The following is a 23,417-nucleotide window of genomic DNA, read 5'->3' as shown; positions in this document are numbered from 1 at the left end:
GCCGAGCCGGGGCTCGGGACGGGATCCGGCGGGCCGGGTTCAGGACTGCTGGCGCGGGATGCTGCCTTCCAGGCGCTCCAGTTCGGCACGCATGTTGAAGCGGGCCGCCTCCTCGTAGCGCGCCGCGCCCAGGCGGGTGTGGAACAGCCGGGGCAGCGACATCAGGTCGCGCAGTACGGCGGCCCGGGCGGCGCGGAACGCCTCGTCCGGGACGAACGCGTACTCCTCGCGCACCGCCGCGGTGTACGCCTCGTAGCGCTCCCGGTCGGCGGCCAGGATGGCCAGGTCGGCATCGCACAACACGTGGGCGTTGTGGTCGTGCTCGCCGGGCGCGTGCTCGGCGGTCACCCGGACCAGGCGCGCCGTCTCGGCCACCAGGGCCGGCGCCACGCCCGCCTCGCGCAGCCCGCGCTCGGCGAGCCGCGCGCTGCGCTCCTCGTTGTCCGCCCGGGCCGGATCGTAGACCGCGTCGTGGAACCACGCGGCGAGCATGACCGCGTCGGCGTCGTCGGCCTCGTAGGCCAGTTCGCCGATCAGGTCGAGCACGGTGCGCAAATGGTCGGTGTCGTGATAGCGGCGGTGCGGCTCGGCGTAGCGCGCCAGCAGGCTCTCGACGACGGCGCCGGCTTCGGCGTGCTCACCGACGAGCCGGGCCCACTGGTCCCGCAGCGTCACGGTCGCGGACTCCTGGATGCGTTCCACTTGGCCAGCATGGCAGAACGAGCGAGCGAAGCCGACCACCAACCGGTTCGACACACGCGGTTCACTCGTTTTGTTGGGCGCTTCGCGCCGGCTCGCGAGGCACCGCTTTTCTGCTCCCCCGCTTCGCTCCTCCGCAGAAAAGCGGCCCCTCGCTCGGGGCTGGGTGCCCCTCCGCTTCGCTCCGGGTCACCCAGCCCAAGTTCTGCGGCTCCGCCGCTCTCCGCGCTTCGCGCGTCGATCTCCAGGGTCGGCCCGGGGCGTGGGCGCTGACGCGCCACGGGGTGGGCGGGTCGGGGGCCTGTGTGCCGGCGGGAGGCGGCGGGCGGCGGTTCCGGGCGTGGGGGGTGGGGGGTGGGGGTGGGGCTATGGAGTTGTCAGGGGGGTGGGCAAGGGGGCTGCGTGTAGGACGATCAGGCCGGAGACCGCGCGGGTGAGTACCACGTAGAGGCGGCGCAGGCCCTGGGCTTCGGCGGCGACGATTTCGGCCGGTTCGGTGACCGCTACATGGTCGAACTCCAGGCCCTTGGCGAGCGATGCCGGGACCACGCTGATTCGGGCCGTGTCGATGTCGTCGTCCGTGCCCAGGACGCGGTGTGCGACGTCGGTCGCCCGCAGGGCTGCGGCGACCTCGGGGACCCGTGCGTCCGCGCAGATCAGGCCGATCGAGCCCTCGTGGTCGAGCAGTTGGACGGCCGCCTCGGCGGACCGCGCGGCCAACTCGTCCGGCTCGACCGCGCGCAGTTCCAGGGCGCCCGCCGCCTGCCGGACCGAGGACGCCGGCGCCAGGCCGGGGGCGATCAGCGGCAGCAACCGGCTCGCGAACTCCAGGATCTGCAGCGGCACCCGAAAGCCCCGGGTCAGTTCCTCGATCCTGGCTCCCTCGTGTCCGAGGTGGCGCAGCGTCTCGGCCCAGCCGGGGGTGGCCCACGGGGTGGTGCCCTGCGCGATGTCGCCGAGCACGGTGGCCGAGCCGGTGGGGCAGCGCCGGCCGACCGCGCGCAGCTGCATCGGGGACAGGTCCTGCGCCTCGTCGATCACCACGTGCCCGTAGCCGCCGGTGCGGTGGAGCAGGTCGGCGGTCTCGTCCACGAGCACCGCGTCGGCCACGGTCCAGCGCGCGGCGCCCGCCGAGCGCGGGGGTTTGGCCCAGCCGATAGCGGCCTGTTCGTCGGCGGTCAGGATGCCGTCCGCGCAGGCGGCCAGGAACGCGGGTTCGCTCAGCAGCCGGAAGACCAGCTTGAGCGGGTCCACCGCCGGCCAGATCGTATCCACCGCCGCCTTGACCGGCCGGCTGCGCGCGACCGCGTCCTGCACCCGGTCGTCGGGGGATTCGCCGCGCTCCTCCATCTTGGTCAACAACGCGTGCGCCATCCGCTGCCGGAGCATGTCGCGCGCGGCGCCGTAGCGCACGTCGCGCCCGCGCAGCGCGGTGACCAGTTCCTCGACCTCGTACACCGCGAGCCGCCAGGTGCGCGAGTCGCGGACCACGGCCACCGACTCGCGCGGTTCGCTCAGGCCGGACCAGACCGCGCGGCGCAGCACCTCGGCCATCCGCGCGTCACCCTTGATCGTGCCGGGCACCGCCTCGTCGAGGGCCCGGACCTTGATCTTGGAGGTGCGGGTGACCAGGTCCTCGACGGTGGTCTGGCCGACCTCGACCTCGCCGAGCGCGGGCAGTACCTGCTGGATGTAGTCGAGGAAGGAGCGGTTCGGGCCGACCACGAGGGTGCCGCTGCGGGCGAGGCGGTCGCGGTAGGCGTAGAGCAGCCAGGCCACGCGGTGCAGGCCGACGGCGGTCTTGCCGGTGCCGGGCGCGCCCTGGACGCAGAGCGTGTGGCCGAGGTCGGAGCGTACGATCTCGTCCTGCTCGGGCTGGATGGTGGCGACGATGTCGCGCATCGGGCCGACGCGGGGACGCTCGATCTCGGCCGCGAGGATCCCACTGGCGCTCTCCGCCTCGTCGGGGTCGGTCAGGTGCTCGTCCTCGAACGCGGTCAGCTCGCCGGCGGTCCAGCCGAACCGGCGGCGCAGGTCGACGCCCAGCGGATCGGCCCGGTTGGCCCGGTAGAACGACCGCGACAGCGGGGCGCGCCAGTCCACCACCATCGGGTCGCCGAGTTCGTCGTGCACGTGCCGGCGGCCGATCCAGAACGACTCGACGGCCTTGTCCGGGTCGGCGGTGACCTCGATCGGCTCGACACCCTCGACGCCGTCGGCGAAGCGGCCGTCGATCCGGCCGAAGAACAGCGGGGATCCGGCGTGGTCGCCGAGCGCGGCGAGCCGCTTGGCGATCAGGTGCCGGGCGGTCTCGGTGGCGACGGCGGTGGCGCCGACGTCGCGCAGGTCCAGTGCCTCGGTCTCCTCGCGCATGCGGCGCAGGGCGGCGCGGGAGGCGTCCAGGTAGGCCCGTTCGACGGCGAGCGCGTCGGCGCCGGGGTTCGCCTCTGCCCGGTCGGCGGTCGGGGTGGGGTCGGGGACGGCGGCGGGCGCGGACATGACTGTCTCCGATTCGTGGCGCTGACATATCGGAGCCCGGCCGGGCTCGGTGGCCCGTCCTGGTGCGCCCCTGCGAGGGCACGGGCCGGCTGCCCGATTCGGGTGGCGGCCCGCGCGGCCCACCGGTGCCGGGCACCGATCACGGCTCCCGATCACTGCACTGGGTGGGACAGCGGAATCAGCGAGCCTAGGCCAGTCGGGCTCTGCCATCAACTCCCTTTGTCGGGCCATGCTCGGTGTCCCCGGGTGCGCGCTTCCCGCTGTTCCGGGTGTGCAATTCGGGCAAGTCCCGCAGGGGTCGGGGGACTTGCGTGTGGGAGGGGACGGTGGTGCACGGATGAGGGCGTGGCGGACGTGGACGACGCGCGCGGCGAGATCGATGCTTCTGGTGGCGCTGGTGGCGGGCGTCGCGCTGGGCCCGGCGCCCGCGAGCGGCGGTCGCGGCGGCCGGACCACGACGGGGTTCGAGCGTCGCGGCGGCCTGTCCTGGACCACCCCGGCGGAGGAGCGGGATCTCCTGCGCGAGCTGATCGCGGCGGCGCCGGGCCCCGATCGTGCCGGGTGGGCGCCGGCGCGGGTGACGGTGACCCGGGTGGGCGGCAGCGCGCGCGGCCGGGACGTGGAGCTGATCACGGTGTCCGGGGCGCGTACGGTGCCCGAGCCGATCCGGGTGTTGTTCGTCTGCGGCCAGCACGGTGACGAGCCGGCCGGCCGCGAGGCGTGCCTGAAGCTGGTCCGGGACCTGGCCGACGACCGCTCGGCCGCCGGTCGCCGACTCCTGGAGCGGGTCACCGTTTTGGTGCTGCCCACGCCCAACCCCGACGGCCTGGCGGCGGGCACCCGGGCGACGGCCGAGGGGGTGGACCTCAACCGCGACCACTTGGCGGTGGCCTCGCCCGAGGCGCGGGCCGTCCGTCGGGTGCTGCGCGAGACGCGTCCGCACATCGTGCACGACCTGCACGAGTTCGACACGCCGGCGGACGCCTACGTCGCGCCGACCCTGTACCTGTGGCCGCGCAATCTCAACGTGGACCCCGAACTGCGCGGACTGGCCACAGAGTTGGCGCGCGATCGCATCGGTTCGGCGCTGCGCGCGGCGGGGTGGGCGTCGGACGTGTACAGCGTGGACCCGACGGGTCGCCGACTCGGCGGCGACGGGGACGAACGCCTGCTGCGCAACGCGGCGGCCCTCGACCACGCGGTCGCGGTCCTGGTCGAGGTCGACGCCAACCCCACGTCGGCCCTGGAGCGGGCCGACGCGGCCCTGCTCCACCGTCGTCGGGTGGGGGCGCACCTGGTGGCCGCCCGCGCCACGCTCCGCATGGCGGCCGAACGCGGCGAGGCCATCGCGTCGGCGGTCCGCGCCTCGCGCGCCCGATCCGAGCACGGCCCGGAGCGGGTCTACCTGGACGGCGCAGACAACCTGCCCGCGACCTGGGCGGCGCCGCTCGAACCACCCTGCGCCTACCGCCTGACCCCGGCCCAATACGCGACGGCGCGCGCGACGCTGACCGAACACGGGATCCGGGTCTCCCCGGACCTGAGCGTGCGTACGGCCCAACCGGAGGGCGTGAAGGCCACGTTGCTGCTCGACCCGAGGGCCCGCTTCGCGATCGTGGACGGTACACCGGAGACGTGCGGGGAGGGGGATGCGTAAAGGGGGCTCTACCGGCCCTCCACCGCGTCGGCGAGCGCGCCGAGCAGTTCGGCGATTCCCTCCGGGCCGGCCACGACCAGGTCGGCGCGTTCGGCGAGGGCGTGCACCTCGGCCGAGCCGCTGCACACGGTGAGCCCGGCCACGCCCTGTCCGCGCAGGTCCTCGACGGCCTCGAAGGCGGCGATGTCCCCGAGGTCGTCCCCGGCGAACAACACCGTCGCGGCCCGGCGTTCGGCGAGGAAGCCGGTCAGCGCGCGCCCCTTGTCCATCCCCCGTGGGCGCAACTCCAGTACGTAGCGACCGGGTTCGACGACCAGGTCGTGCCGCTTCGCCAGTTCGCCGAGCGGGCCGCGCAGCAGGTCGAGGGTGGCCTGCGGGTCCGGGGCGCGGCGGGTGTGCACGGCGAGCGCGCTGCCCTTGTCCTCGGTCCACGTGGTGCTCCACGCGTCGAGCGAGCGCAGCAGGTCGGGCAGTTCGAGCCGCACCTCGTGCACCCCACGCGGCGGCTCCGGGGCGCTGACCCGACCGGTCGCCGCGTCCCAGCGCTCCAGGCCGTAGTGGCCGAGCACGACGAGGTTCTCCAGTCCGGCGACCCCGCGAAAACGGCCGTACTCCACCGCGACCGCGGCGGGCCGCCCGGTGACGATCACCACCGCGGCCAGATGCGGGGTCAGTCGGGACAGCGCCAGGACCGCGCGCGTATCGGCGCGGGCATGCTCCGGATCGTCGACGATCGGGGCGAGCGTGCCGTCGAAATCGAGCGCGACGACCGCCTGGGCGGGTGCGTCGAGCAGCGCGGCGAGGCCGACCCGGCCGGCCGGCGTGGTGGGTTCGGGCAGCGTGGGCCGGTTCGAGGTCATGCCGTCAAACCTAACCCGCCGGCGAAGTGCGACGCGGATTCCCGGCCACGCGGCCGGGCCGGCCCGCTTGGGCACCGTGCTCCCTACGAGCCCCGCGGGCACCACTTTCCTCCCGCGCCCCTTCGCTACCGCGTGGTCAGCGACCCCAACATCCGATCCGCCAACGGGACCACCTGGTCGTCGACCACGATCACCGTCAGCCGGTGCCGCGGGATGCCGGCGAAGGCGGGCTTGACGCGGCTGATGCCCGGGAGGTCGGCGGCCAGGGCTCGGGCCTGGGGCGCCAAGTCGGCGGGATGGTAGACGGTGGTCGCCGGGACGGCGCCGCGGAAGGTGTCGGTTCCGGTCACCTCCCAGCCGGCCGCCTCCAGGCGGCGGGCCATGCGCTTGGCCAGTGCCGGGACCTTGGTCTGGTCGAGCAGGACGACCTTGCCTCGGCTTCCCCGCGGGACCGGGGGCGCGTGGGCGGGCGGTACCGGGCGGGCGGACGCGGGCGCGGGGACCGAGGCGGGCGCTGCCGCCGGAGTGTGCCGGCCCGCCCGACCCGCCGCCACCCGCGTCGCGGGTTCCTCCCCGGCGATGGCGAGCGCGCCCGCCAGGGCCAGGGCCGCCAGTACGGCCACCGGCACGATCAGGCTTCGCCGGGACCGGGTCGGCCCGGGCGAGTCGTCGACCCGCAGGCCGCCGATCAGGTCGCGCCCGGACTCGTCGCGCCTGGACTCCTCCTCGGCCTCCCCGGGGGCGGCCTGCTCCGGGTCGGGTGCTCCGGCGTCCTCGTTGGTCCAGATCAGGCCGTAGCGGCCGAAGCCGTCGAAGACGTCGTACTCGTCCTTGCGGCGCGTGAACACCCGGGCCTCTCAGTGCCCGGTACGACGCACGGTGGAGCGGGCCTGCTGGCGGGCCTCGCGCAGCCGACGCAGCCGCTGGACCAGCATCGGGTCGTGTTCGAGCGCCTCGGGCCGGTCGAGCAGGGTGTTCAGTACCTGGAAGTAGCGGGTCGCGGAGAAGCCGAAGCGGTCGCGCACGGCACGTTCCTTGGCGCCGGCGTGCTTCCACCACTGGCGCTCGAATTCGAGGATGTCCCGGTCCCGCTCGGACAGGCCGCCGGCCGGGGTCGCGTCGGGTGCGGTCGCCGCGGCGCCCTGCCCGGGAATCACCGGCGGCTCCGGCCGCACGTCGTGCTCCTCACCCATCGGTCTTCCCTTCGGTGCCTCGGGCGGGCCCGTCGACCCGCTCTCGGGCATTGTGCCCGCCGATACCGACGCAGGACCGCACCGGCACGGTGATTCGCCGGAAAAGCCCACGAATCACCCGCGAGAGGCGGCCGTCCGGTTGGCCTATATGCTCCGCCGCATGTCTACTTTTGCCGTCCATGTCCCCGCCGCCGAACTCGAAGCCGACCCGCTCGACCCGGCGCAGATCGTCTCCGGCACGCCCGAGGTCTCGGGCAAGGTCCTGTGGGAGTCCGAGGACGGCAGGCAGATCCGCGGCATCTGGCAGATCACCCCCGGCGTGGTGACCGACACCGAGGCCAACGAGCTGTTCGTGGTGGTCTCCGGCCGCGCCACGATCGAGATCCGCGGCGGCGCGACCATCGAGGTCGGCCCCGGCGACGCGTGCGTGCTCCAGGAGGGCGACGAGACGGTGTGGACCGTGCACGAGACGCTGCGCAAGGCGTACCACATCACCCTGCCGTAACCGCCCCGCCCGGACCCGCGCCCGAACACGCCGAAGCCCACAGGCCCCCGAGACCTGTGGGCTTCGCGTCGTCCGGGGTCGACCACGACCGCCCGAAACGACCGGGCGACCGCATTCGACCTACTTCACCGACCCCGCCGTCAACCCCGACACGACGTGCTTCTCGATGTACGCGAACAGGATCACCACCGGCACGATCGCCACCACCGACCCGGCGAACAGGTACTGCCATTCGACCCGGTAGGCGCCGAGGAAGCTGTTGATCCCGACCGTCAACGGCTGCTTGTCCGGAGTGGTCACCAAGACCAGCGCGACGGTGAACTCGTTCCACGCCGCGATGAAGGTGAAGATGACCGCGGTGACGATGCCCGGCATCGCCAGCGGCAGCGTGACCCGACGCAGTGCCCCGAGACGGGAGGCACCGTCGATCATCGCGGCCTCTTCCAGCTCGACCGGGATCGCGCTGAAGTAGGCGGTCAGGATCCACACCGAGAAGGCCAGGTTGAACGCGCCGTTGACCAGCACGAGCGCCCAGTACGAGTCGAGCAGATCCAGGATGTAGAACTCGCGGTACAGGCCCACCAGGAGCGAGGTCGGCTGGAACATCTGGGTGACCAGTACCAGCATCAGGAAGACGCCCCGGCCGCGGAACCGTTTGCGCGCGGTGTAGTAGGCCGCGGGCAGCGAGACCACCAGCACGAGCAGCGTCGACATGCCCGCGACCAGCAACGAGACCTTGAGGTTGTCGCCGAGCGTGGACTTGTCCCAGACGTCGACGAAGTTGGCCCACTCGAACTTCGACGGCACGTAGCCGTCGCTGGTCAACTCGTCCTTCGGCCGCAGGGCGGTGATCGCCATCTCGATGTACGGCGCCACGAACACGATCGCGATCACCCACGCGAGCGCGCCGAACCACAGCTGCTTTTGGCTGTACTTCGAGCCCCCGAGTACGGGCTTCCCGCGCCTGCTCCCCTTGCCGCCGGCCACGCCCGCGGGTCCTTGCGGAGCGCCGGCGTCCGGCTCGGCGGTCACGACGGTGCTCATCGGTCGGTCTCCTTGTTCCCACGGCTGACGACGAGGAAGAACGCGACCAGGATGATGATCATCGCGAAGTTGGCCACGGACATCGCCGCGCTCTCGCCGATGTCCGACGCCTTGAGCTGATACATGAACACCGTGGTCGTCGCGGTCTCGTAGCCCGGACCACCGTTGGTCATCGCCCAGATGATCGGGAACGAGTTGAACACGTTGATCAGGTTGATCACGACCGCGACCAGGATCGCGGGCTTGAGCAGCGGCAGGGTGATCGACAGGTAGGTGCGCCACGTGGACGCGCCGTCGATCCGGGCCGCCTCGTACACCTCACCGGGCACCGTCTGCAGCCCCGCGAGCAGGGTGTAGGTGGTGAACGGCAGCGAGACGAAGACGGCGACCGCCATCATCCACGGCATCGCGGTGGACGGCCTGCCCAGCCAGTCCTTGCCCGCGTCCATCAGGTGCAGGTCGACCATCAGCGTGTTGATCACGCCGTGGGTCTCGTGCAGCATCCACTTGAACACGACGGCGGTCATGAAGACCGACGCCGCCCACGGCACGATCATCGCCCAGCGGGCGAAGCGTCGGCCCGGGAAGTGCTGGTTGAACAGCTGGGCCAGGAACAGCGACAACACGAGCGTGATGGCGACCACCACCAGCACCCAGACCACGGTGTTCCACAACACGGCCACGAAGTCCGGTTCGTCGAACAGCTTGGTGTAGTTGTCGGTGCCGTTGGGTCCCACCACGATGCCGGTGCGGCGGATGCGCTGGAAGGAGCTCCAGACCATCACGACCACGGGCCACAGGACCACGAGACCGATCAGGAGGACGGCCGGGCCGATCCACGGCAGCGGGGCGAGCGCCTTCTTGACTCTGGTGCCCACGGAAGGCGCTCTGCGTACGGCGGTTTCGGCCACGGGGCCGTCCTCCTCGTTCGGTGCGCGGACTTGTCCGGTGAGGCGTCAGCTCTTCTGCTGGGCGACGGCCGACTCGGCTTCCTTCTGGAGCTGGTCGAGCACGTCCTTGGGGGACTTCCCGGAGACCGCGCTGCCGAGCTGCTCCTTGATCTTGGGCGAGAGCACGTCCCACGCGACGTCGTTGAGCGGGTAGAACTTCGCCTTCGGCAGCAGGTCGATGTACGGCTTGAGACCGGCGTTGGCGGGGTTGGCCGTCATCTTGGCCATCACCGACTTGGTCACCGGCGGGAAGCTGTACTGCTCCTGGAACTTGATCTGCTGCTCGGTGCTGAACGCGTGGTCCACGAACGCCTTGATCTGGTCCTTGTGGCCGTTCTTCTTGAACGCCATCATCCAGTCGCAGACACCCAGCGTCTCGTTCAGCGGGCCGGTCTTGCCCGGGATGGGCGCCGTCGCGTACTTGAGGTTCGGGTAGTCCTTCTTCAGCGTGGCGATCATGGTGGGGTTGCTGTTCACCATGCCGACGCTGCCACCGTAGAAGTCGGTGTAGACGTCCTTGCGGTTCTTGGTGCCGGGGTTGGACTCGGTCAGTCCGGTCTTGACCAGGTTGTCGTTGACCCAGTTCAGCGCCTCGACGTTGGCCGGGCTGTTGACCGTGTACTTGCCGTTGGTCTGGTAGCCGCCGCCGTTGCCGAGCGCCCAGTTCATGAACTCGCCCTGGGCCTCCTCCTTGCCGAGCGGCAGGCCGAAGGGGGTCGCCACACCGGCGGCCTTGAGCTTGGTCGCGGCGGCCTTGAGCTCGTCCCAGGTCTTCGGCGGCTCGGTGATGCCGGCCTTGGTGAACAGATCCGTGTTGTAGATCAATTGCCGGGTGCTGGAGGTGAAGGGAATGCCGTACTGCTTGCCCTTCACGGTCGCGGCCGGGGTGAAGGACTCCACGAAGTCGGCCTTGGTGTCGGGCGACATGATGTCGTCGACCGGGTAGAGCAGGTCGTCGACGACCTTGTCCGCATAACCGCCGGTCTGCAGCAGGTCGGGCATCTCGTTGTTCTGGACCATGGTCGCGACCTGCTTGTCGATGTCATCCCAGTTGATGACCTGCAGGTTCACCTTGATCCCGGGGTACTTCGCGTTGAAGCTCGAAATCACCCCGTTCCAATACTTCTGCATGCTGCCGTCGCCGCTGCCGTAGTCCGCCACGACCAACTTGATCGTGCCGTCCTTCGGGGCGCCGGCGGGAGCGCCGGGCGCGGAGGCGCCGGGGGTCGCCCCCTTGCTGTCGTCGCTGTCGTCGTCCGACCCACCACACGCTGACAGAAGCAGTGCGGCCGACAGTCCTGTCGCCGCCAATGCCATCTGGTGCCGCTTCATCGCAGAACCGCCTTCATGCCTTCGGGAAAACAGGACCGTTGGGCAGGGTTTCGTGGCACTAAACCCCATGCGTGCACATGCGCAAAACTGTTCGCAACACGGATTTGGAGAAAACTCTTGAGCAGCATCGAGCATTTTGCGGACTCGCCGTGTCGGCAGTCAACACCTCGCCGGAAGAAAGGTCTACACCAATCCTGCGATTGGTTGGAGAGGTCGCGGCAGTTTGCCGGGCAATTCGTTACCCGTCCGGGCGCGGATGCGGAGAACCGGCGCGGAGGACGCCTATTGGATCTTGAAGTGGTCCATCGACGCTTCTTCGAATGATCCATTCCGGTTGTGCACGAATTTTGCATCGCGCAGGCCGGAGGGTTGGTTGGAGAAACGATTCGGCAGCACTGACAGGCGGCAATGCCCGGAGTTTCGGCCGGAATTTGGTGAGTCTCGGACCTGAACGACCCGAACAACCCCAACGGGCCCGAACGGACCCGAAGGACCCGCGGGTCAGACCCGGATGACCCGCACGCCCGCGTCCACGAACGCCGCGGTGGCCTCCTCGGGGGCGGCGGTGTCGGTCACGAGCACGCCGACCCGGTCCAGCGGGCAGATCCGGGCGAACGCGCGGCGGCCCAGCTTGGACGAGTCGGCGGCCACCACGACCCGACCGGCGCCGGCGGCCATCAACTGGTTGATGCTCGCCTCGCCCTCGTGGTGCGCGCTCGCGCCGTGCTCGACGTCGATCGCGTCGACGCCCAGGATGGCCACGTCCAGGGCCACCTCGCGCAGGATCCCGGTGGCGAGCGGGCCGATCAGCTCGTACGACTGCGGGCGCGCCACCCCGCCGGTGAGCACGATCTTCACGTGTCGCCGCACGGCGAGTTCGCCCGCGATGTTGAGCGCGTTGGTAACGATGGTGAACGCCTGCGCGTTCGAGTCGCCCTCGGTGTACAGATCGGCCCGGGCCACCAGCGCGCGGGCCACCTCGGTCATCGTGGTGCCACCGTTGATCCCGACCGTCTCCCCCGGCTTGACCAGGGCCGCCACCGCCTGCGCGATGCGCTGCTTCTCGGACGCGTGTCGGGCGGTCTTGTAGCGCAGCGGCAGGTCGTAGGAGACCGCGTGCGCGACCGCGCCGCCCCGGGTGCGGGTCAACATCTGCTGCTGCGCGAGCTGGTCCAGGTCGCGGCGGATCGTGGCGGGCGAGACGTCCAGCTCCGAGGCCACGTCCTCGACCTCCAGCCGGCCGTGCTTGGCCAGCAATTCGAGGAGTGCACCCCACCGCTCGTAACGACTCACTCGCGACCTCCCGCCAGGTCCGACAGCCCGCCCGACTCGTGTCGGATCGTTGCGACCATCCTCCCCGGCCACCCGCGCGTCACGCGTCGGGGGTTTCGGTGAGGTTGCGCTCACTCAACGATGCTGTTGCATGTTCATGTTTTCAACTGCTATCCAGTGAGCACAAACGCGCATTCTCGGATCCACCCGCCCTCGGGCCGACAATCTGCCCCATCTACCAGACTTGAGACGCCGATGCCGCACGTGAACATCACGCCGTCCGACCTGTCCGGCGCGGACTGCGTCGTCGCACTCGACGTCGGCGGCACCGACATCAAGGGCGGCGTCGTGGACGCGAACGGCGGCCTGGTCTACTCCGAGCGGCGCCCGACCGGACGCACCGACGGCCCCAACGCGGTGGTCGCGGGGATCGTCGACTTCGCCGAGGCACTGCGCGATCGCGCGGTCGAACTCGGAGGGGTGCCGCGCGCGGCGGGTGTGGTGGTGCCGGGCATCGTGGACGACGCGGCGGGCGTCGCGGTGTGGTCGGCCAGCATCCAGTGGCGCGAGGTGCCGCTGCGCTCGCTGGTCGCCGACCGGCTGGGGCTACCGGCGGCTTTGAGCCACGACGTGCGTACCGGCGCGCTCGCCGAGGGCCGGTTGGGCGCGGGGCGCGACTGCGACAATTTCCTGTTCGTGGCGATCGGCACCGGGCTCGCCTCGGTGCTGGTGCTCAACGGACGCCCCTACCCGGGCGCGCACGGGCAGGCCGGCGAGATCGGGCACATCACGGTGCGCCCCGGCGGGGGTAAATGTACGTGTGGGGCGGTCGGTTGTCTGGAGGCGCACTTCTCCGGACCCGCGATCGCGCACGCGTTCGCCGAGGCCGCGCCGGGCGACGACCCGCCGCTGAGCGCGGCCCAGGTGGTCGCCCGGGTCGCCGCGGGCGACCGGGTCGCGGCCGCGGTGTGGGGTCAGGGGTTGTCCGCGTTCGCGGACGGCCTGCTCACCGGACTCGCCCTGTACGACCCGAAGTTGCTGGTCATCGGCGGCGGACTCTCGCTCGCCGGGGAGCAGTTGTTCAGCCCCTTGCGGACGCTGCTCGCCGAGCGCGCCGTGGTCCAACACGTGCCGCCGCTGGTCACCGCGGCACTCGGAGACGAGGCCGGTTGCCGAGGCGCCGGACTGATCGCGTGGGACACCTTGGAGGTGCGCGGGTGACGGTGCTCGGCAATGCGCGCGTGGTGCTGCCCTCCGGGGTGGTCGACGGCGCTTCGGTGCACGTGGTGGGTGAACGGATCGCCTTCGCCGGCCCCGGTCGGCCGAACGGCTCGGAACCGGTGGTCGACCTCGCGGGCGGCTGGATCGTGCCCGGTTTCGTGGACATGCACGTGCACGGCGGCGGGGGTGGTTCGTACACCTCCGGCGATCCCGACGAGGCGCTGCGGGTGGCCGAATTCCATCGCTCGCACGGGACCACGACCACGGTCGCCAGCCTGGTCACCGCGTCCCCGGCGGACCTGCTGCGGATCGTGACCACGCTTTCCCCGCTCGTGCACGACGGCCTGCTGGCGGGGCTGCACCTGGAGGGCCCCTATCTGAGTGCGGCCCGCTGCGGCGCGCACGACCCGACCCAGTTGCGCGCGCCGGATCGGGACGAGGTCGGCACGCTGCTCAAGGTGGCGAACGGCGCGATTCGCATGGTCACCCTGGCCCCGGAGCTGCCGGGCGGGGTCGACCTGGTGCGCCGGCTCGCCGACGAGGGGGTGATCGCGGCGGTCGGGCACACCGACGGCACGCACCGGCAGACCCACGCGGCGCTGGCCGCGGGCGCGAGTGTGGCCACCCACCTGTTCAACGCGATGCGCAGCGTGCACCACCGCGAGCCGGGGCCGGTCACCGCGCTGCTCCAGGACAGCGACGCGGTGGTCGAGTTGATCAACGACGGCGTGCACCTGCACCCCAGCGTGGTCAACCTGGCGTACGCGAGCGCGGGCCCGGACCGGGTCGCCTTCATCACCGACGCGATGGGCGCGGCGGGCATGCCGGACGGCGTCTACCCGCTGGGCGTGATGACCGTGGACGTGGTGGACGGGGTGGCCCGGCTCGCCGGCGGCGACTCGATCGCGGGCAGCACGCTCACCCTGGACGGCGCGCTGCGCAACGGTGTCGCGGGCGGCCTGCCGATCGCCGACGTGGTGCGCTCGCTCTCGGCCACGCCCGCGCGGGCGCTCGGCCTGGCCGACCGGATCGGCGCCCTTGAGCCGGGCAAGCAGGCCGACCTGGTGGTCCTGGACGACGCGCTCCAGGTGCGCGCGGTGATGGTCGCGGGCGCGTGGGTGGACGAGCGCCGACCCTGATCGGGGCGATCCGGCCGCCGCGGGCGATGCCCGGGGCGGCCGGCGCTCAGGTCGGCGGGTAGCGCCGGGTCCAGCTCGTGTCCCCCGCCTCGGGGCCGTGCAGCGTGGTGCCCTGGGTCATCTCCATCGCGAAGTCGTCGGCCAGTTGCAGGATCGCACCGCGGCCCTCGAGTTCGGCGACCAGGTCGGCGGGCAGCACGGTGTCGCCGTGCATCGCGCCGAGCAGGTTGCCGCAGATCGACCCGGTCGAGTCGCTGTCCCCGCCGTGGTTGACCGCGAGCAGCAGTCCGGTGCGCATGTCGGGGGCCACCAGGGCGCAGTACAACCCGATCGACAGCGCCTCCTCGGCGGTCCAGCCCTGGCCCAGCTCCTCGACCCGCTCGGCCGAGGGCACCCCTGCGCGCACCGCGGTCAGCGCCGCCTCGATCGCCCGCGCCGTCTCGGCGTGCTCCGGACGGGACTTCACCAGCTCCAGGGCGATCCGTACGCCCTCCTCCAACGGCGCGCCCTGCATGACCGCGTGCACGATCACCGCGAACGCGCCCGCCGCGAGGTAGCCGGTGGGGTGTCCGTGGGTCAACACCGCGCATTCCACGGCGAGTTGGAAGACCAGTTCGGGCCGCCAGCCGACCAGCAGGCCGAACGGCGCGGAGCGCATGACCGCGCCGCAGCCCTTGGAGTCGGGGTTCTTGGGCCGCTCCAGCGTGCCCATCACGCTCTCGTCCTCCAGCCCGCGCAGGCACGCGGACCCGGGCGCGCGCGAGCTGTACAGCCACTCCTCGCGGACCAGCCAGCCCTCGTCCTTGCGCTCGTCGGGGCCCCATTCGCTCTGGGTGGCCTTCCAGCGCAGGTAGGCGCCGTGCAGGTCGGTCGGCGGATGCCAGGCCCCGGTGTCCCGGCGCACGTGCGCGCGGATCAGCCCCTCCACCGTGAACAGGGTCATCTGCGTGTCGTCGGTGATCGCGCCGCGTCGGTGGTACGCCGTCACGTAGCCGGCGACCCCGTCGGGTCCGTGCTGTTCGCGGATTTCCGCGAGACTCAGGAACTCGATCCCGGCACCGAGCGCGTCCCCGATCGCGCCGCCGACGAGAGCGCCCCGTACACGTGCCCGAAAGTCCTGCAAACGGTCTCTGGACCACAGTGCGGCCATGTGTGTTCTCCCTCCCCCGAAGCCCCACCGCAGCGTACCGGCGCGGGCCCGCCGGGGGGTCGCACACGCATCCGAGAGCACGTCGCCGGTGCCCGACCGCTCCTGCCCGGATGATCGTGGGGCGGGATAGGCTGCCGTTCCGAGGTGCAGGGCCTCGACGATTCCGATGGCCGCTACCCCGGCCCGATCGATCTCGGCACCCGGCTTGCCTCGCTGCTCGAGTCAGTCGATCCGGAAGTCGGCGCAGCCCTCCCGGATCCCATCGAACGGAACCGCTTGGTGGACGTCATGTCGGACCATCCCGCGCACGGCGCGGCGCTCTCTCCCGCGTCCGGATCCGCAGCCGGCCCGCGTGCGAGCGGCGACCGATCCGAACGCCGGGCGCGGACGATCATCGCCGAGCTGTGCTGTGCGGCGGTGGTGGCGATCGCGACGAGTCTGCCGATCCAGTACCTGGTCACCCACGCCGGGATGCCCAAGCCCAGGGTCATGATCGGGCCGGACAAGTCGGAGACGCTGTCCAAGTCGCTGATCCCGATCGAGTACGCGGCGCTCGGCGCCGCCGTGCTGCTCGGCCTGGTCGCGTTCCTGGTCGTGCGCGCCCGCGGCCGAGGACTCCTGGGGACCGTACTGTCCTGGATCCTGGTCACCGCGCTGCCCACGCTCGTGCTGGCGCTGCCGCTGTACGCGACGAAGTGGTACTACGGCGGGCTCGCGGGCGACAACTCCTTCCGCAGTCAGTACCTGACCCGGATGACCGACTCCCCGCGGCTGTCCGACATGAACTACGAGAACACCCCGCCGCTCTACCCCACCGGCTGGTTCTGGCTCGGCGGACGCTTCGCGAATCTGTTCGGCCTGGCCGGCTGGGAGGCGTACAAGCCGTTCACGATCCTGACCGCGGGGGTCACGGCCGCACTGGCGTTCACGTTGTGGAGCGCCATCGTCTCGCGCCGGATGGCCGTGGCGCTGAGCACTACGACCACGTTGGTGGGCCTGTCCGGGGCGTCGCCCGCGGTCAACGAGGGCTATGCCTGGGTGATCACCGGGCTGACCCCGCCGGTGATCGTCGCCGTCGCGTACATGCTGGCCCGGGGCACCCGGGACGAGCGCCCGGGTCGGCGCCCGAACAACCTCGCGGTGTTGCTCGGGATCGGCGTCTTCCTCGGCCTCTCCGCGCTCTTCTACACCCTGATCACCGGCTTCCTCACGTTGGTGATCGTGGGGTCGGCCGTCGTGGGGCTGCTGATCGCGCGCAAGCGGGAGGCCCACGACCCCGGCGCGGCTCCGTCCGGGTACACCCTGGGGACGGTGCTCGGCCGACTGCTCCCGATCGCGGGGGCGGCGGCGGTGCTCATCCTCCCGGTGTGGGTGCCGTATCTGCTCAAGTCGTTCGACCTCGGCATGCCCAAGAACGCGGCGCAGCACTACCTCTTCCCGGAGGGCGCGGCGTTCGCCACCCCGATGCTGGAGTTCACCCCCATCGGGGTGTTGTGCCTGATCGGCCTGGTCTGGCTGCTGTGGGCGGTCGGGTCGGGGGACATCATCGCGCGCGGGCTCGTGATCGGCGTCGCCGCTTGTTACGTGTGGTCGGTCCTGTCGTTCGTGGCGGGCGTCGCCGAGACCACCCTGCTGACCTTCCGGATGACCCCGATCCTCGAACTGTGCCTGGCCTGTGGCGGGGTGTTCGGGCTCGCCGCGGCGCTCGGGGCGCTCCGCCGCCGGGCGATGGAGCCCAGGATCGCGCGTACCGCGCTCGCCGTGGTCACCGTGCTCGCGGTGGCGTCGGGCGTGGTGGTGGCGCAGCAGTTCGTACGCTCCGACCACGGCTCGTTGGACCAGGCCCTCGGCGAGCCCTACCCGGACGGCAAGGGGCCGCGGATCCGGGACGAACCGGCGACCGGGGACACGCTGGCGGCGCTGGAGTTGGACGGCAAGTTGTTCAAGGCCATCTCGGCCGGCACCAAGCACAAGGCGCCCAACAAGACGATCCTGCTCACCGACAACTATCGGCTTCTCGCGATCAAGCCGTACTGGGGCTTCCTGGCCTATACGCCGCAATACTCGAACCCGCTGGGCGAGTTGGAGGCGCGGCAGAAGGAGGTCGCCCGCTGGGCCGCCGCCGGGTCGGCGCAGGATCTGGTCGAGCGCATGAAGGCGAGTCCGTGGCGGGCCCCGGACGCGATGCTCCTGCGCGCGCAGCCGGACGGGTATCACGCGACGATGGTCGTCGACTCGTTCCCGATGTCGCCGGAGAACCAGCAGCGCGACGTGGTTTTCCGCAAGCAGCTCCTGGACCCCAAGGTGTTCAACCTCGCCGTCGTCGGGCCGTACACCGTCGTGACGCTGCGCTGATCCGTCGGCTGCGTCCGCCCGCCGGCCCTCCCGGGGAAGGGGAGTCGGCGGGCGGACGTACGCGTGCTCAGCCCAGGATCGGCAGCATGATCCGGTCGACGTCCTCGTCGTGGCGGCGCGCGACGGCCTGCCGCTCGGCGTCCACCTCGCCGTAGGTGGTGGTGCGCTGCCGGGCGCGGCGGCCGAGCGAGGCGGCCATCGCCTCCAGTTCGGCGATCGACTTCTTCGAGCCGTTGTCGGCGCCGGCCATCCGGGAGATGGTCTCCTCCATGAGCGTGCCGCCCATGTCGTTGGCGCCGCCTTCGAGCATCAGGTTGGTGCCCTCGACGCCGAGCTTGACCCAGCTGGTCTGGATGTTGTCGATCTTGCCGTGCAGCAGGATGCGGGCCATCGCGTGCACGGCCCGGTTGTCCCGCAGGGTCGGGCCGGGGCGGGCGATGCCGGCCAGGTACACCGGCGCGTTCGTGTGCACGAAGGGCAGCGTGACGAACTCGGTGAAGCCACCGGTCTCGTCCTGGATCCGGCCGAGCAAGCGCAGGTGGCCGAGCCAGTGCGCGGGAGTGTCCACGTGGCCGTACATCATCGTCGAGGAGCTGCGGATGCCCAGTTCGTGCGCCGTCTTGACCACCTCGACCCAGGTCGCGGCGGGCAGCTTGCCCTTGGTCAGGATCCAGCGCACGTCGTCGTCCAGGATCTCGGCGGCGGTGCCGGGGATGGTGTCCAGGCCCGCCTCCTTGGCTGCGGTCAGCCAGTCGCGGATGGACATCCCGGTGCGGGTCGCGCCGTTGACCACCTCCATCGGCGAGAAGGCGTGCACGTGCATCCCCGGGACCCGCTTCTTGACCTCGCGGGCGATGTCGAAGTAGGCGGTGCCGGGCAGGTCGGGGTGGATGCCGCCCTGCATGCAGACCTCGGTCGCGCCGACCGCCCACGCCTGTTCGGCCCGCTCGCCCACCTGGTCCAGGGAGAGGGTGTACGCGTCGGCGTCGGTGCGCCGCTGGGCGAACGCGCAGAACCGGCAGCCGGTGTAGCAGACGTTGGTGAAGTTGATGTTGCGGTTGACGATGTAGGTGATCTCGTCGCCGTTCACCTCGCGTCGCAAGTCGTCGGCGATCCGGGCGAGTTCATCCATGGCGGGGCCGTCGCAGTGGAACAGCGCGAGGGCTTGGTCGTCGGTCAGCCGGGTCGGGTCGGCGGCGGCCTGGGCCAGTGCCTCGCGCACCTCCGAGTCGAGCCGGACCACCGCCCCGGTGGGGCCGGCGGCGACCTGCTCGCGCAGCGCGTCCCAGTCGCCGTAGACGTTGTCGAAGTCGTCGCGCCGGTCGGTGGTGCGGCCGGTGGTGTCGATCGTCTCGTGCAGGTCGGTGCGGCCTGACGCGGCGGCGAAGATGTCCTCGGGTTCCTGCCAGGGCAGGCCCTCGGGATTGCGGCCCTCGATTGCGAGACCGGTCTCCGGGTCGGACAGCGCGCGCACGTGCGGCAACACCCGGGGGTCCACCCACGGTTCGCCGCGCAGGATCACCTCGGGGTACACGTTCAGCCGCTCGTGCAGCGTGAAGCCCGCCTCGGCGGTGCGCGCCGCCAGGAACTCGATCTGCGGCCAGGCGAGTTCGGGATTGACGTGGTCGGGCGTGAGCGGCGAGACCCCGCCCCAGTCGTCGATGCCGGCCGCGATCATCCGCGCGTACTCGTCGCCGATCAGGTTCGGCGGCGCCTGGACGCGCATCTTCGGCCCGAGCACGATCCGCGAGACGGCGATCGCGGCGGCCAACTCGACCAGGTCGGCGTCGGGGGTGGCGCGCATCGCGGTGTCCGGCTTGGCGCGGAAGTTCTGCAGGATGACTTCCTGGATCGAGCCGTACTGCCGGGCGATCCTGCGCATCGCGAAGATCGACTCGGCCCGCTCGGTCATCGTCTCGCCGATGCCGATCAGCAGGCCGGTGGTGAACGGCACGTTGGAACGCCCGGCGTCCTCCAACACCCGCAGCCGCACGGCCGGTTCCTTGTCGGGCGAGCCGTAGTGCGGGCCGGAGGGCTCGGACCACAGCCGGGTCGCGGTGGTCTCCAGCATCATCCCCATCGACGCGCTGACCGGCTTGAGTCGTTGGAAGTCGGTCCAGGAGAGCACCCCGGGGTTCAGGTGCGGCAGCAGGCCGGTCTCCTCCAGGACCCGGATCGACATCGCCCGCACATAGGCGAGCGTGTCGTCGTATCCGTGCGCGTCCAGCCACTCGCGGGCCTCGGGCCAGCGGTCCTCGGGCCGGTCGCCGAGGGTGAACAGGGCTTCCTTGCAGCCGAGCGCGGCGCCGTCGCGGGCGATCTTGAGCACCTCGTCGGGGCTGAGGAACATCCCGTGGCCCTCGCGCCGGAGCTTGCCCGGGACGGTCACGAAGGTGCAGTAGTTGCAGCGGTCCCGACACAGCCGGGTGAGCGGGATGAACACCTTGCGGCTGTAGGTGATCACCCCGGCGCGGCCGACCGCCTCCAGACCGGCGTCGCGCACACGCGCGGCCGAGGCGCACAGGTCGGCCAGATCGGCGTCGCGGGCGTGCAGGAGCACGGCCGCCTCGGAGACGTCGAGCATGACCCCGTCGCGGGCGCGTCGCAGCGCGCGCCGCATCGAACTCTCGGTGGGACGTCCCTCGTTGGGAGTCGGGGTCATGCGACACCTCGCTGTCGTCGCTGCTGCGCGGGTTGGATCGGCGGACCGAGACGTGCTCCGCCCCACCGACATCCGGGAGCCGAGCCGACGTCGCCCCCGAAAGAACCAAGCGTAGGCGGCCCCGATCCATGCCCATCCCGACTCGTGTCGCACGTCACGTGGCGGGCGGCGTCCGCGCCGACAGCGCGTCGACCGGGGCCGGCGCGGACCCATTCGGGTGACCCCGGGACAGCTCGGTCGTTGAACCATGCGAACCGGACAAGGAACGAGCGTCTGCGGGAGGGTGTGGATGTCCCAGGCCGTGATCGACATCGATATCGCCGACTACAGTGAATGGCGGGCCGGGTTCGCCCGCGTCACGCCGATCGGAAGGGAGCCTGCGATGCCGACCGCCGAGTCCGAATACAGCACCCCCGTCATGCCCCGCCCAGAGCGCACCATCGAGGGGCTGCGGCGAGCAATCACGCTGCTCGCTCCACATTGGCTCCCGGAGATGGACCGCTCCCAACGCGAGGCCACCGCCACCGCACTGAAGATCAACCGCCTCGACCCCCTGCGCGCATGGCTCCGTCACTGGGCCGCGGTCGTCGAGATCGAACGCCACCCCGATCTCGCGTTCCGCTACCACCGCGCCGAGCAGGTCGACACCATCAGCGACGATGCCGAGGTGCGCGCCCGAGGTGTTCGGGTCGCCGAAGACCTGATGCGCGCCGCGTACGCGGCAGTCGAGACGTGAGCTGGAGCTGGGAATACCACCCCGATGAGCAGACCGTCGTCGGCGGAGCTCCCGAGGCGTTCATAGCCCAGGTCGAAACCAGAGCCGAGGAAATCGTCAGAGCCGCCGAGGCGCTCTACCTCGACGGCACCACGTACCAGGGACCGAATCCCCCGATGGGCACCGCCTATCCGGAAAGTGGCATGTTCCGCTACTTGATCGTCGTCCGTAGCGAAAGCGTCCTTGTGCTACAGGTGACCTACCTGCCCGCCTGACCACCACACCCGTCGTCTCCGGCCGTGGAGCGGCGGCGTACGGGAGGACCCCCGTACGCCGCCGGGTCTCGGGGCGGTCAGACCGAGACCGTGACCGTGTCCTTGCCGCTGCGGAGCAGGGTGCCGTTGGCGGCGCCGGTGGTCCGGCCGTCTCGGATGGTTTCGACGCCGTTGACGCGGACGCTGACCACGCCGGTGGATTCGCTCGTCAGGCGCGGGCTGTCGCCGGGCAGGTCGTGCATCAGGCGGGCCGGGCCGGAGCCGACCGTGGCCGGGTCGAACAGGACCAGGTCGGCGTGGAAGCCCTCGGCGATCCGGCCGCGGTCCTTGAGGCCGAAGAGTTCGGCGGGCTCGGTGGTGAGCATCTGCACCGCGCGCTCCAGCGAGACCAGCTTGCGCCCGCGCAGCATGTCGCCGAGGAAGCGGGTGGTGTAGGTCGCGCCGCACATGCGGTCCAGGTGCGCGCCGGCGTCCGAGCCGCCCAGGATCACGTGCTCGTTGTCCCACACCTGCTGCCGCAGATCCCACGACGCCTGGTCGTTGTCGGTGGGCATCGGCCACAACACCGTGCGCAGGTCGTCGTTGATGCAGATCTCGATCAGCGTCCAGAAGTCGTCCTGGCCGCGCTCCTTGGCGATGTCGGCGACCACCCGGCCGGACAGGCCCTCGTTCGCCTCGGAGTAGGTGTCGCCGATCACGTAGCGGCCGAAGTCGGCCAGTCGGCGAAAGACGCCCGCCTCGGGGCTGTCCGCGTTGCGCAACATCTCGGCGCGTACGTCGGCGTCGCGCAGCTTGGCGATCCGCTCGGGCACCGGCAGGGACAGGATCGGGCCCCAGCCCGGGATCAGGTTGAGCGCGCAGTAGGTCAGGAACGACATGTTCATCGGGACCAGGACCGGCATGGTCAGGATCACGATCCGCCCGCCCGCCTCCTTGGCCTTCTCCGACGCGTAGATCTGCCGGGGGGCGCGGTCGGGCGCGGCCGAGTCGACGGTGAGCACGTTCCAGTTCATCGGGCGGCCGGCAGTGGTGGTCATCTTGACCAGCAGGTCGATCTCGTCGTCGGAGAACTTGTCCAGACAGCCGGCCACGATGACTTCGAGCTGGGTGCCCTCGTGCTTGCCGACCTCCTCGCACAGCGCCAGGATCTCGGCGGGCGTGGCGTGCCGCGAGGGCACCGGGTTGCCGTCGCCGTCGGTGTGGTTGGACTGGCCGGTGGAGAAGCCGAGCGCGCCGGCCTCCATCGCCTTGCCCAGTTCCGCCACCATGGCCGCGATTTGCTCGGGCGTGGCCTCCTTGCCGACCGAGTCGGCGCCCATCACGTAGCGGCGGATCGCACAGTGGCCGGCCATGAAGCCCGCGTTCACCGCGATCCGGCCCTCCAGCTTGTCCAGGTACTGGGCGAAGGTCTCCCAGCTCCAGTCCACGCCGTTCTCCAGCGCGGGCAGCGCCATGCCCTCGACCTTGGCCATCATCCGGCGCGTGTAGTCGGCGTCCTCGGCCTTGAGGGGCGCGAGGGTGAAGCCGCAGTTGCCGCCGATGATCGTGGTCACGCCGTGGTTGACCGAGGGGGTGGCGTACGGGTCCCAGTGCAGCTGGGCGTCGTAGTGGGTGTGCGGGTCGACGAAGCCGGGGGCCAGGACCAGGCCCTCGGCGTTCTCGGTGCTCGCGGCTTCCTCGGTGATGCCGCCGGCGGGGGTGACCGCGACGATGCGACCGTCCCTGATGCCCACGTCACCCAGGAAGGACGGCGCGCCCGTCCCGTCGACGACGGTGGCTCCGGTGATGACGTGGTCCAGCATGGCGAAGCTCCTCTGCCCTCGGTGTTGCTGCCCTCGGTGGTGCCTGCGCACGCGGCCGGCGCACCGCGTCCGCACGCGTGATCCGGC

19 protein-coding genes are annotated in these 23,417 nt (G+C 71.2%); 7 read left to right on the top strand and 12 right to left on the bottom strand.

Features of this window, described 5'->3' with window-relative positions:
- Positions 1 to 39: 39 nt before the first annotated feature.
- Together ACH4XV_RS26875 and ACH4XV_RS26870 are read right to left on the bottom strand one after the other, a co-directional pair.
- Entirely contained in the window at positions 40 to 702 is a 663-nt protein-coding gene (locus tag ACH4XV_RS26875) for a metal-dependent phosphohydrolase (RefSeq protein WP_379999322.1), read from the bottom strand.
- A 363-nt stretch (positions 703 to 1,065) separates the two neighbouring features.
- Positions 1,066 to 3,198 (bottom strand): HelD family protein, encoded by a 2,133-nt coding sequence (locus ACH4XV_RS26870; protein ID WP_395794053.1) that lies wholly within the window; start codon positions 3,196 to 3,198, stop codon positions 1,066 to 1,068.
- Between the two features lie 379 nt (positions 3,199 to 3,577).
- On the opposite strand from ACH4XV_RS26870, the gene ACH4XV_RS26865 reads away from it, so the two are divergent.
- Positions 3,578 to 4,855, top strand: a complete 1,278-nt coding sequence (locus ACH4XV_RS26865; RefSeq protein ID WP_395794051.1) for a M14 family metallocarboxypeptidase — start codon at positions 3,578 to 3,580, stop codon at positions 4,853 to 4,855.
- 8 nt (positions 4,856 to 4,863) lie between these two features.
- Here the strand turns inward: ACH4XV_RS26865 and otsB are convergent, their stop codons facing one another.
- The 3 genes from otsB to ACH4XV_RS26850 all read right to left on the bottom strand — a co-directional run bounded on the left by otsB (position 4,864) and on the right by ACH4XV_RS26850 (position 6,908).
- Positions 4,864 to 5,715: a trehalose-phosphatase gene (gene otsB / locus ACH4XV_RS26860; protein WP_395794049.1), complete on the bottom strand. Its 852-nt coding sequence runs from the start codon at positions 5,713 to 5,715 to the stop codon at positions 4,864 to 4,866.
- Between the two features lie 125 nt (positions 5,716 to 5,840).
- Positions 5,841 to 6,563, bottom strand: coding sequence for a LytR C-terminal domain-containing protein (locus tag ACH4XV_RS26855; protein ID WP_395794047.1), 723 nt, complete (start codon positions 6,561 to 6,563; stop codon positions 5,841 to 5,843).
- 9 nt (positions 6,564 to 6,572) lie between these two features.
- Complete coding sequence (locus ACH4XV_RS26850) at positions 6,573 to 6,908, bottom strand: DUF3263 domain-containing protein (RefSeq protein WP_379999310.1); 336 nt, start codon at positions 6,906 to 6,908, stop codon at positions 6,573 to 6,575.
- 160 nt (positions 6,909 to 7,068) lie between these two features.
- On the opposite strand from ACH4XV_RS26850, the gene ACH4XV_RS26845 reads away from it, so the two are divergent.
- Positions 7,069 to 7,413 carry a cupin domain-containing protein gene (locus ACH4XV_RS26845; RefSeq protein WP_395794045.1) on the top strand — a complete coding sequence of 115 codons (345 nt, stop codon included), beginning with the start codon at positions 7,069 to 7,071 and terminating at the stop codon, positions 7,411 to 7,413.
- 120 nt (positions 7,414 to 7,533) lie between these two features.
- Here ACH4XV_RS26845 and ACH4XV_RS26840 read toward each other — a convergent pair whose 3' ends face one another.
- From ACH4XV_RS26840 to ACH4XV_RS26825, 4 genes are all read right to left on the bottom strand, one after another.
- Positions 7,534 to 8,457, bottom strand: a complete 924-nt coding sequence (locus ACH4XV_RS26840; protein WP_379999306.1) for a carbohydrate ABC transporter permease — start codon at positions 8,455 to 8,457, stop codon at positions 7,534 to 7,536.
- Entirely contained in the window at positions 8,454 to 9,335 is an 882-nt protein-coding gene (locus tag ACH4XV_RS26835; protein ID WP_379999304.1) for a carbohydrate ABC transporter permease, read from the bottom strand. Before ACH4XV_RS26835 ends, ACH4XV_RS26840 begins: the two co-directional genes overlap by 4 nt.
- 78 nt (positions 9,336 to 9,413) lie before the next feature.
- Positions 9,414 to 10,739, bottom strand: a complete 1,326-nt coding sequence (locus ACH4XV_RS26830) for an extracellular solute-binding protein (protein WP_395794042.1) — start codon at positions 10,737 to 10,739, stop codon at positions 9,414 to 9,416.
- Positions 10,740 to 11,240: 501 nt separating this feature from the next.
- Entirely contained in the window at positions 11,241 to 12,032 is a 792-nt protein-coding gene (locus tag ACH4XV_RS26825; RefSeq protein WP_379999300.1) for a DeoR/GlpR family DNA-binding transcription regulator, read from the bottom strand.
- A 243-nt stretch (positions 12,033 to 12,275) separates the two neighbouring features.
- Here ACH4XV_RS26825 and ACH4XV_RS26820 point away from each other — a divergent pair, with 243 nt between their 5' ends.
- Both ACH4XV_RS26820 and nagA read left to right on the top strand, forming a co-directional pair.
- Positions 12,276 to 13,232, top strand: coding sequence for an ROK family protein (locus ACH4XV_RS26820; RefSeq protein WP_395794040.1), 957 nt, complete (start codon positions 12,276 to 12,278; stop codon positions 13,230 to 13,232).
- Positions 13,229 to 14,371, top strand: coding sequence for an N-acetylglucosamine-6-phosphate deacetylase (gene nagA, locus ACH4XV_RS26815; RefSeq protein WP_395794038.1), 1,143 nt, complete (start codon positions 13,229 to 13,231; stop codon positions 14,369 to 14,371). The genes ACH4XV_RS26820 and nagA overlap by 4 nt, the downstream gene beginning before the upstream one ends.
- 46 nt (positions 14,372 to 14,417) lie before the next feature.
- On the opposite strand, the gene ACH4XV_RS26810 is transcribed toward nagA, so the two are convergent.
- Entirely contained in the window at positions 14,418 to 15,521 is a 1,104-nt protein-coding gene (locus ACH4XV_RS26810) for an ADP-ribosylglycohydrolase family protein (protein WP_395794036.1), read from the bottom strand.
- A 288-nt stretch (positions 15,522 to 15,809) separates the two neighbouring features.
- Between ACH4XV_RS26810 and ACH4XV_RS26805 the strand changes: the two genes are divergently transcribed.
- Positions 15,810 to 17,876 carry an arabinofuranosyltransferase gene (locus ACH4XV_RS26805; protein ID WP_395794034.1) on the top strand — a complete coding sequence of 689 codons (2,067 nt, stop codon included), beginning with the start codon at positions 15,810 to 15,812 and terminating at the stop codon, positions 17,874 to 17,876.
- Positions 17,877 to 17,943: 67 nt separating this feature from the next.
- Here the strand turns inward: ACH4XV_RS26805 and ACH4XV_RS26800 are convergent, their stop codons facing one another.
- Positions 17,944 to 20,538 carry a bifunctional FO biosynthesis protein CofGH gene (locus tag ACH4XV_RS26800; RefSeq protein WP_395794032.1) on the bottom strand — a complete coding sequence of 865 codons (2,595 nt, stop codon included), beginning with the start codon at positions 20,536 to 20,538 and terminating at the stop codon, positions 17,944 to 17,946.
- A 301-nt stretch (positions 20,539 to 20,839) separates the two neighbouring features.
- Between ACH4XV_RS26800 and ACH4XV_RS26795 the strand changes: the two genes are divergently transcribed.
- Both ACH4XV_RS26795 and ACH4XV_RS26790 read left to right on the top strand, forming a co-directional pair.
- On the top strand, positions 20,840 to 21,274 hold the full coding sequence (locus ACH4XV_RS26795) for a hypothetical protein (protein WP_395794030.1): 435 nt from the start codon (positions 20,840 to 20,842) through the stop codon (positions 21,272 to 21,274).
- Positions 21,271 to 21,528, top strand: coding sequence for a hypothetical protein (locus ACH4XV_RS26790; protein WP_395794028.1), 258 nt, complete (start codon positions 21,271 to 21,273; stop codon positions 21,526 to 21,528). Before ACH4XV_RS26795 ends, ACH4XV_RS26790 begins: the two co-directional genes overlap by 4 nt.
- Positions 21,529 to 21,605: 77 nt before the next feature.
- Here the strand turns inward: ACH4XV_RS26790 and ACH4XV_RS26785 are convergent, their stop codons facing one another.
- Positions 21,606 to 23,381 (bottom strand): amidohydrolase family protein, encoded by a 1,776-nt coding sequence (locus tag ACH4XV_RS26785; protein ID WP_395794026.1) that lies wholly within the window; start codon positions 23,379 to 23,381, stop codon positions 21,606 to 21,608.
- Between the last annotated feature and the right edge of the window lie 36 nt (positions 23,382 to 23,417).

The organism is Embleya sp. NPDC020630, assembly GCF_044334985.1.
Classification (GTDB): domain Bacteria; phylum Actinomycetota; class Actinomycetes; order Streptomycetales; family Streptomycetaceae; genus Embleya.
This window is presented reverse-complemented; position numbering and strand designations above follow the sequence as displayed.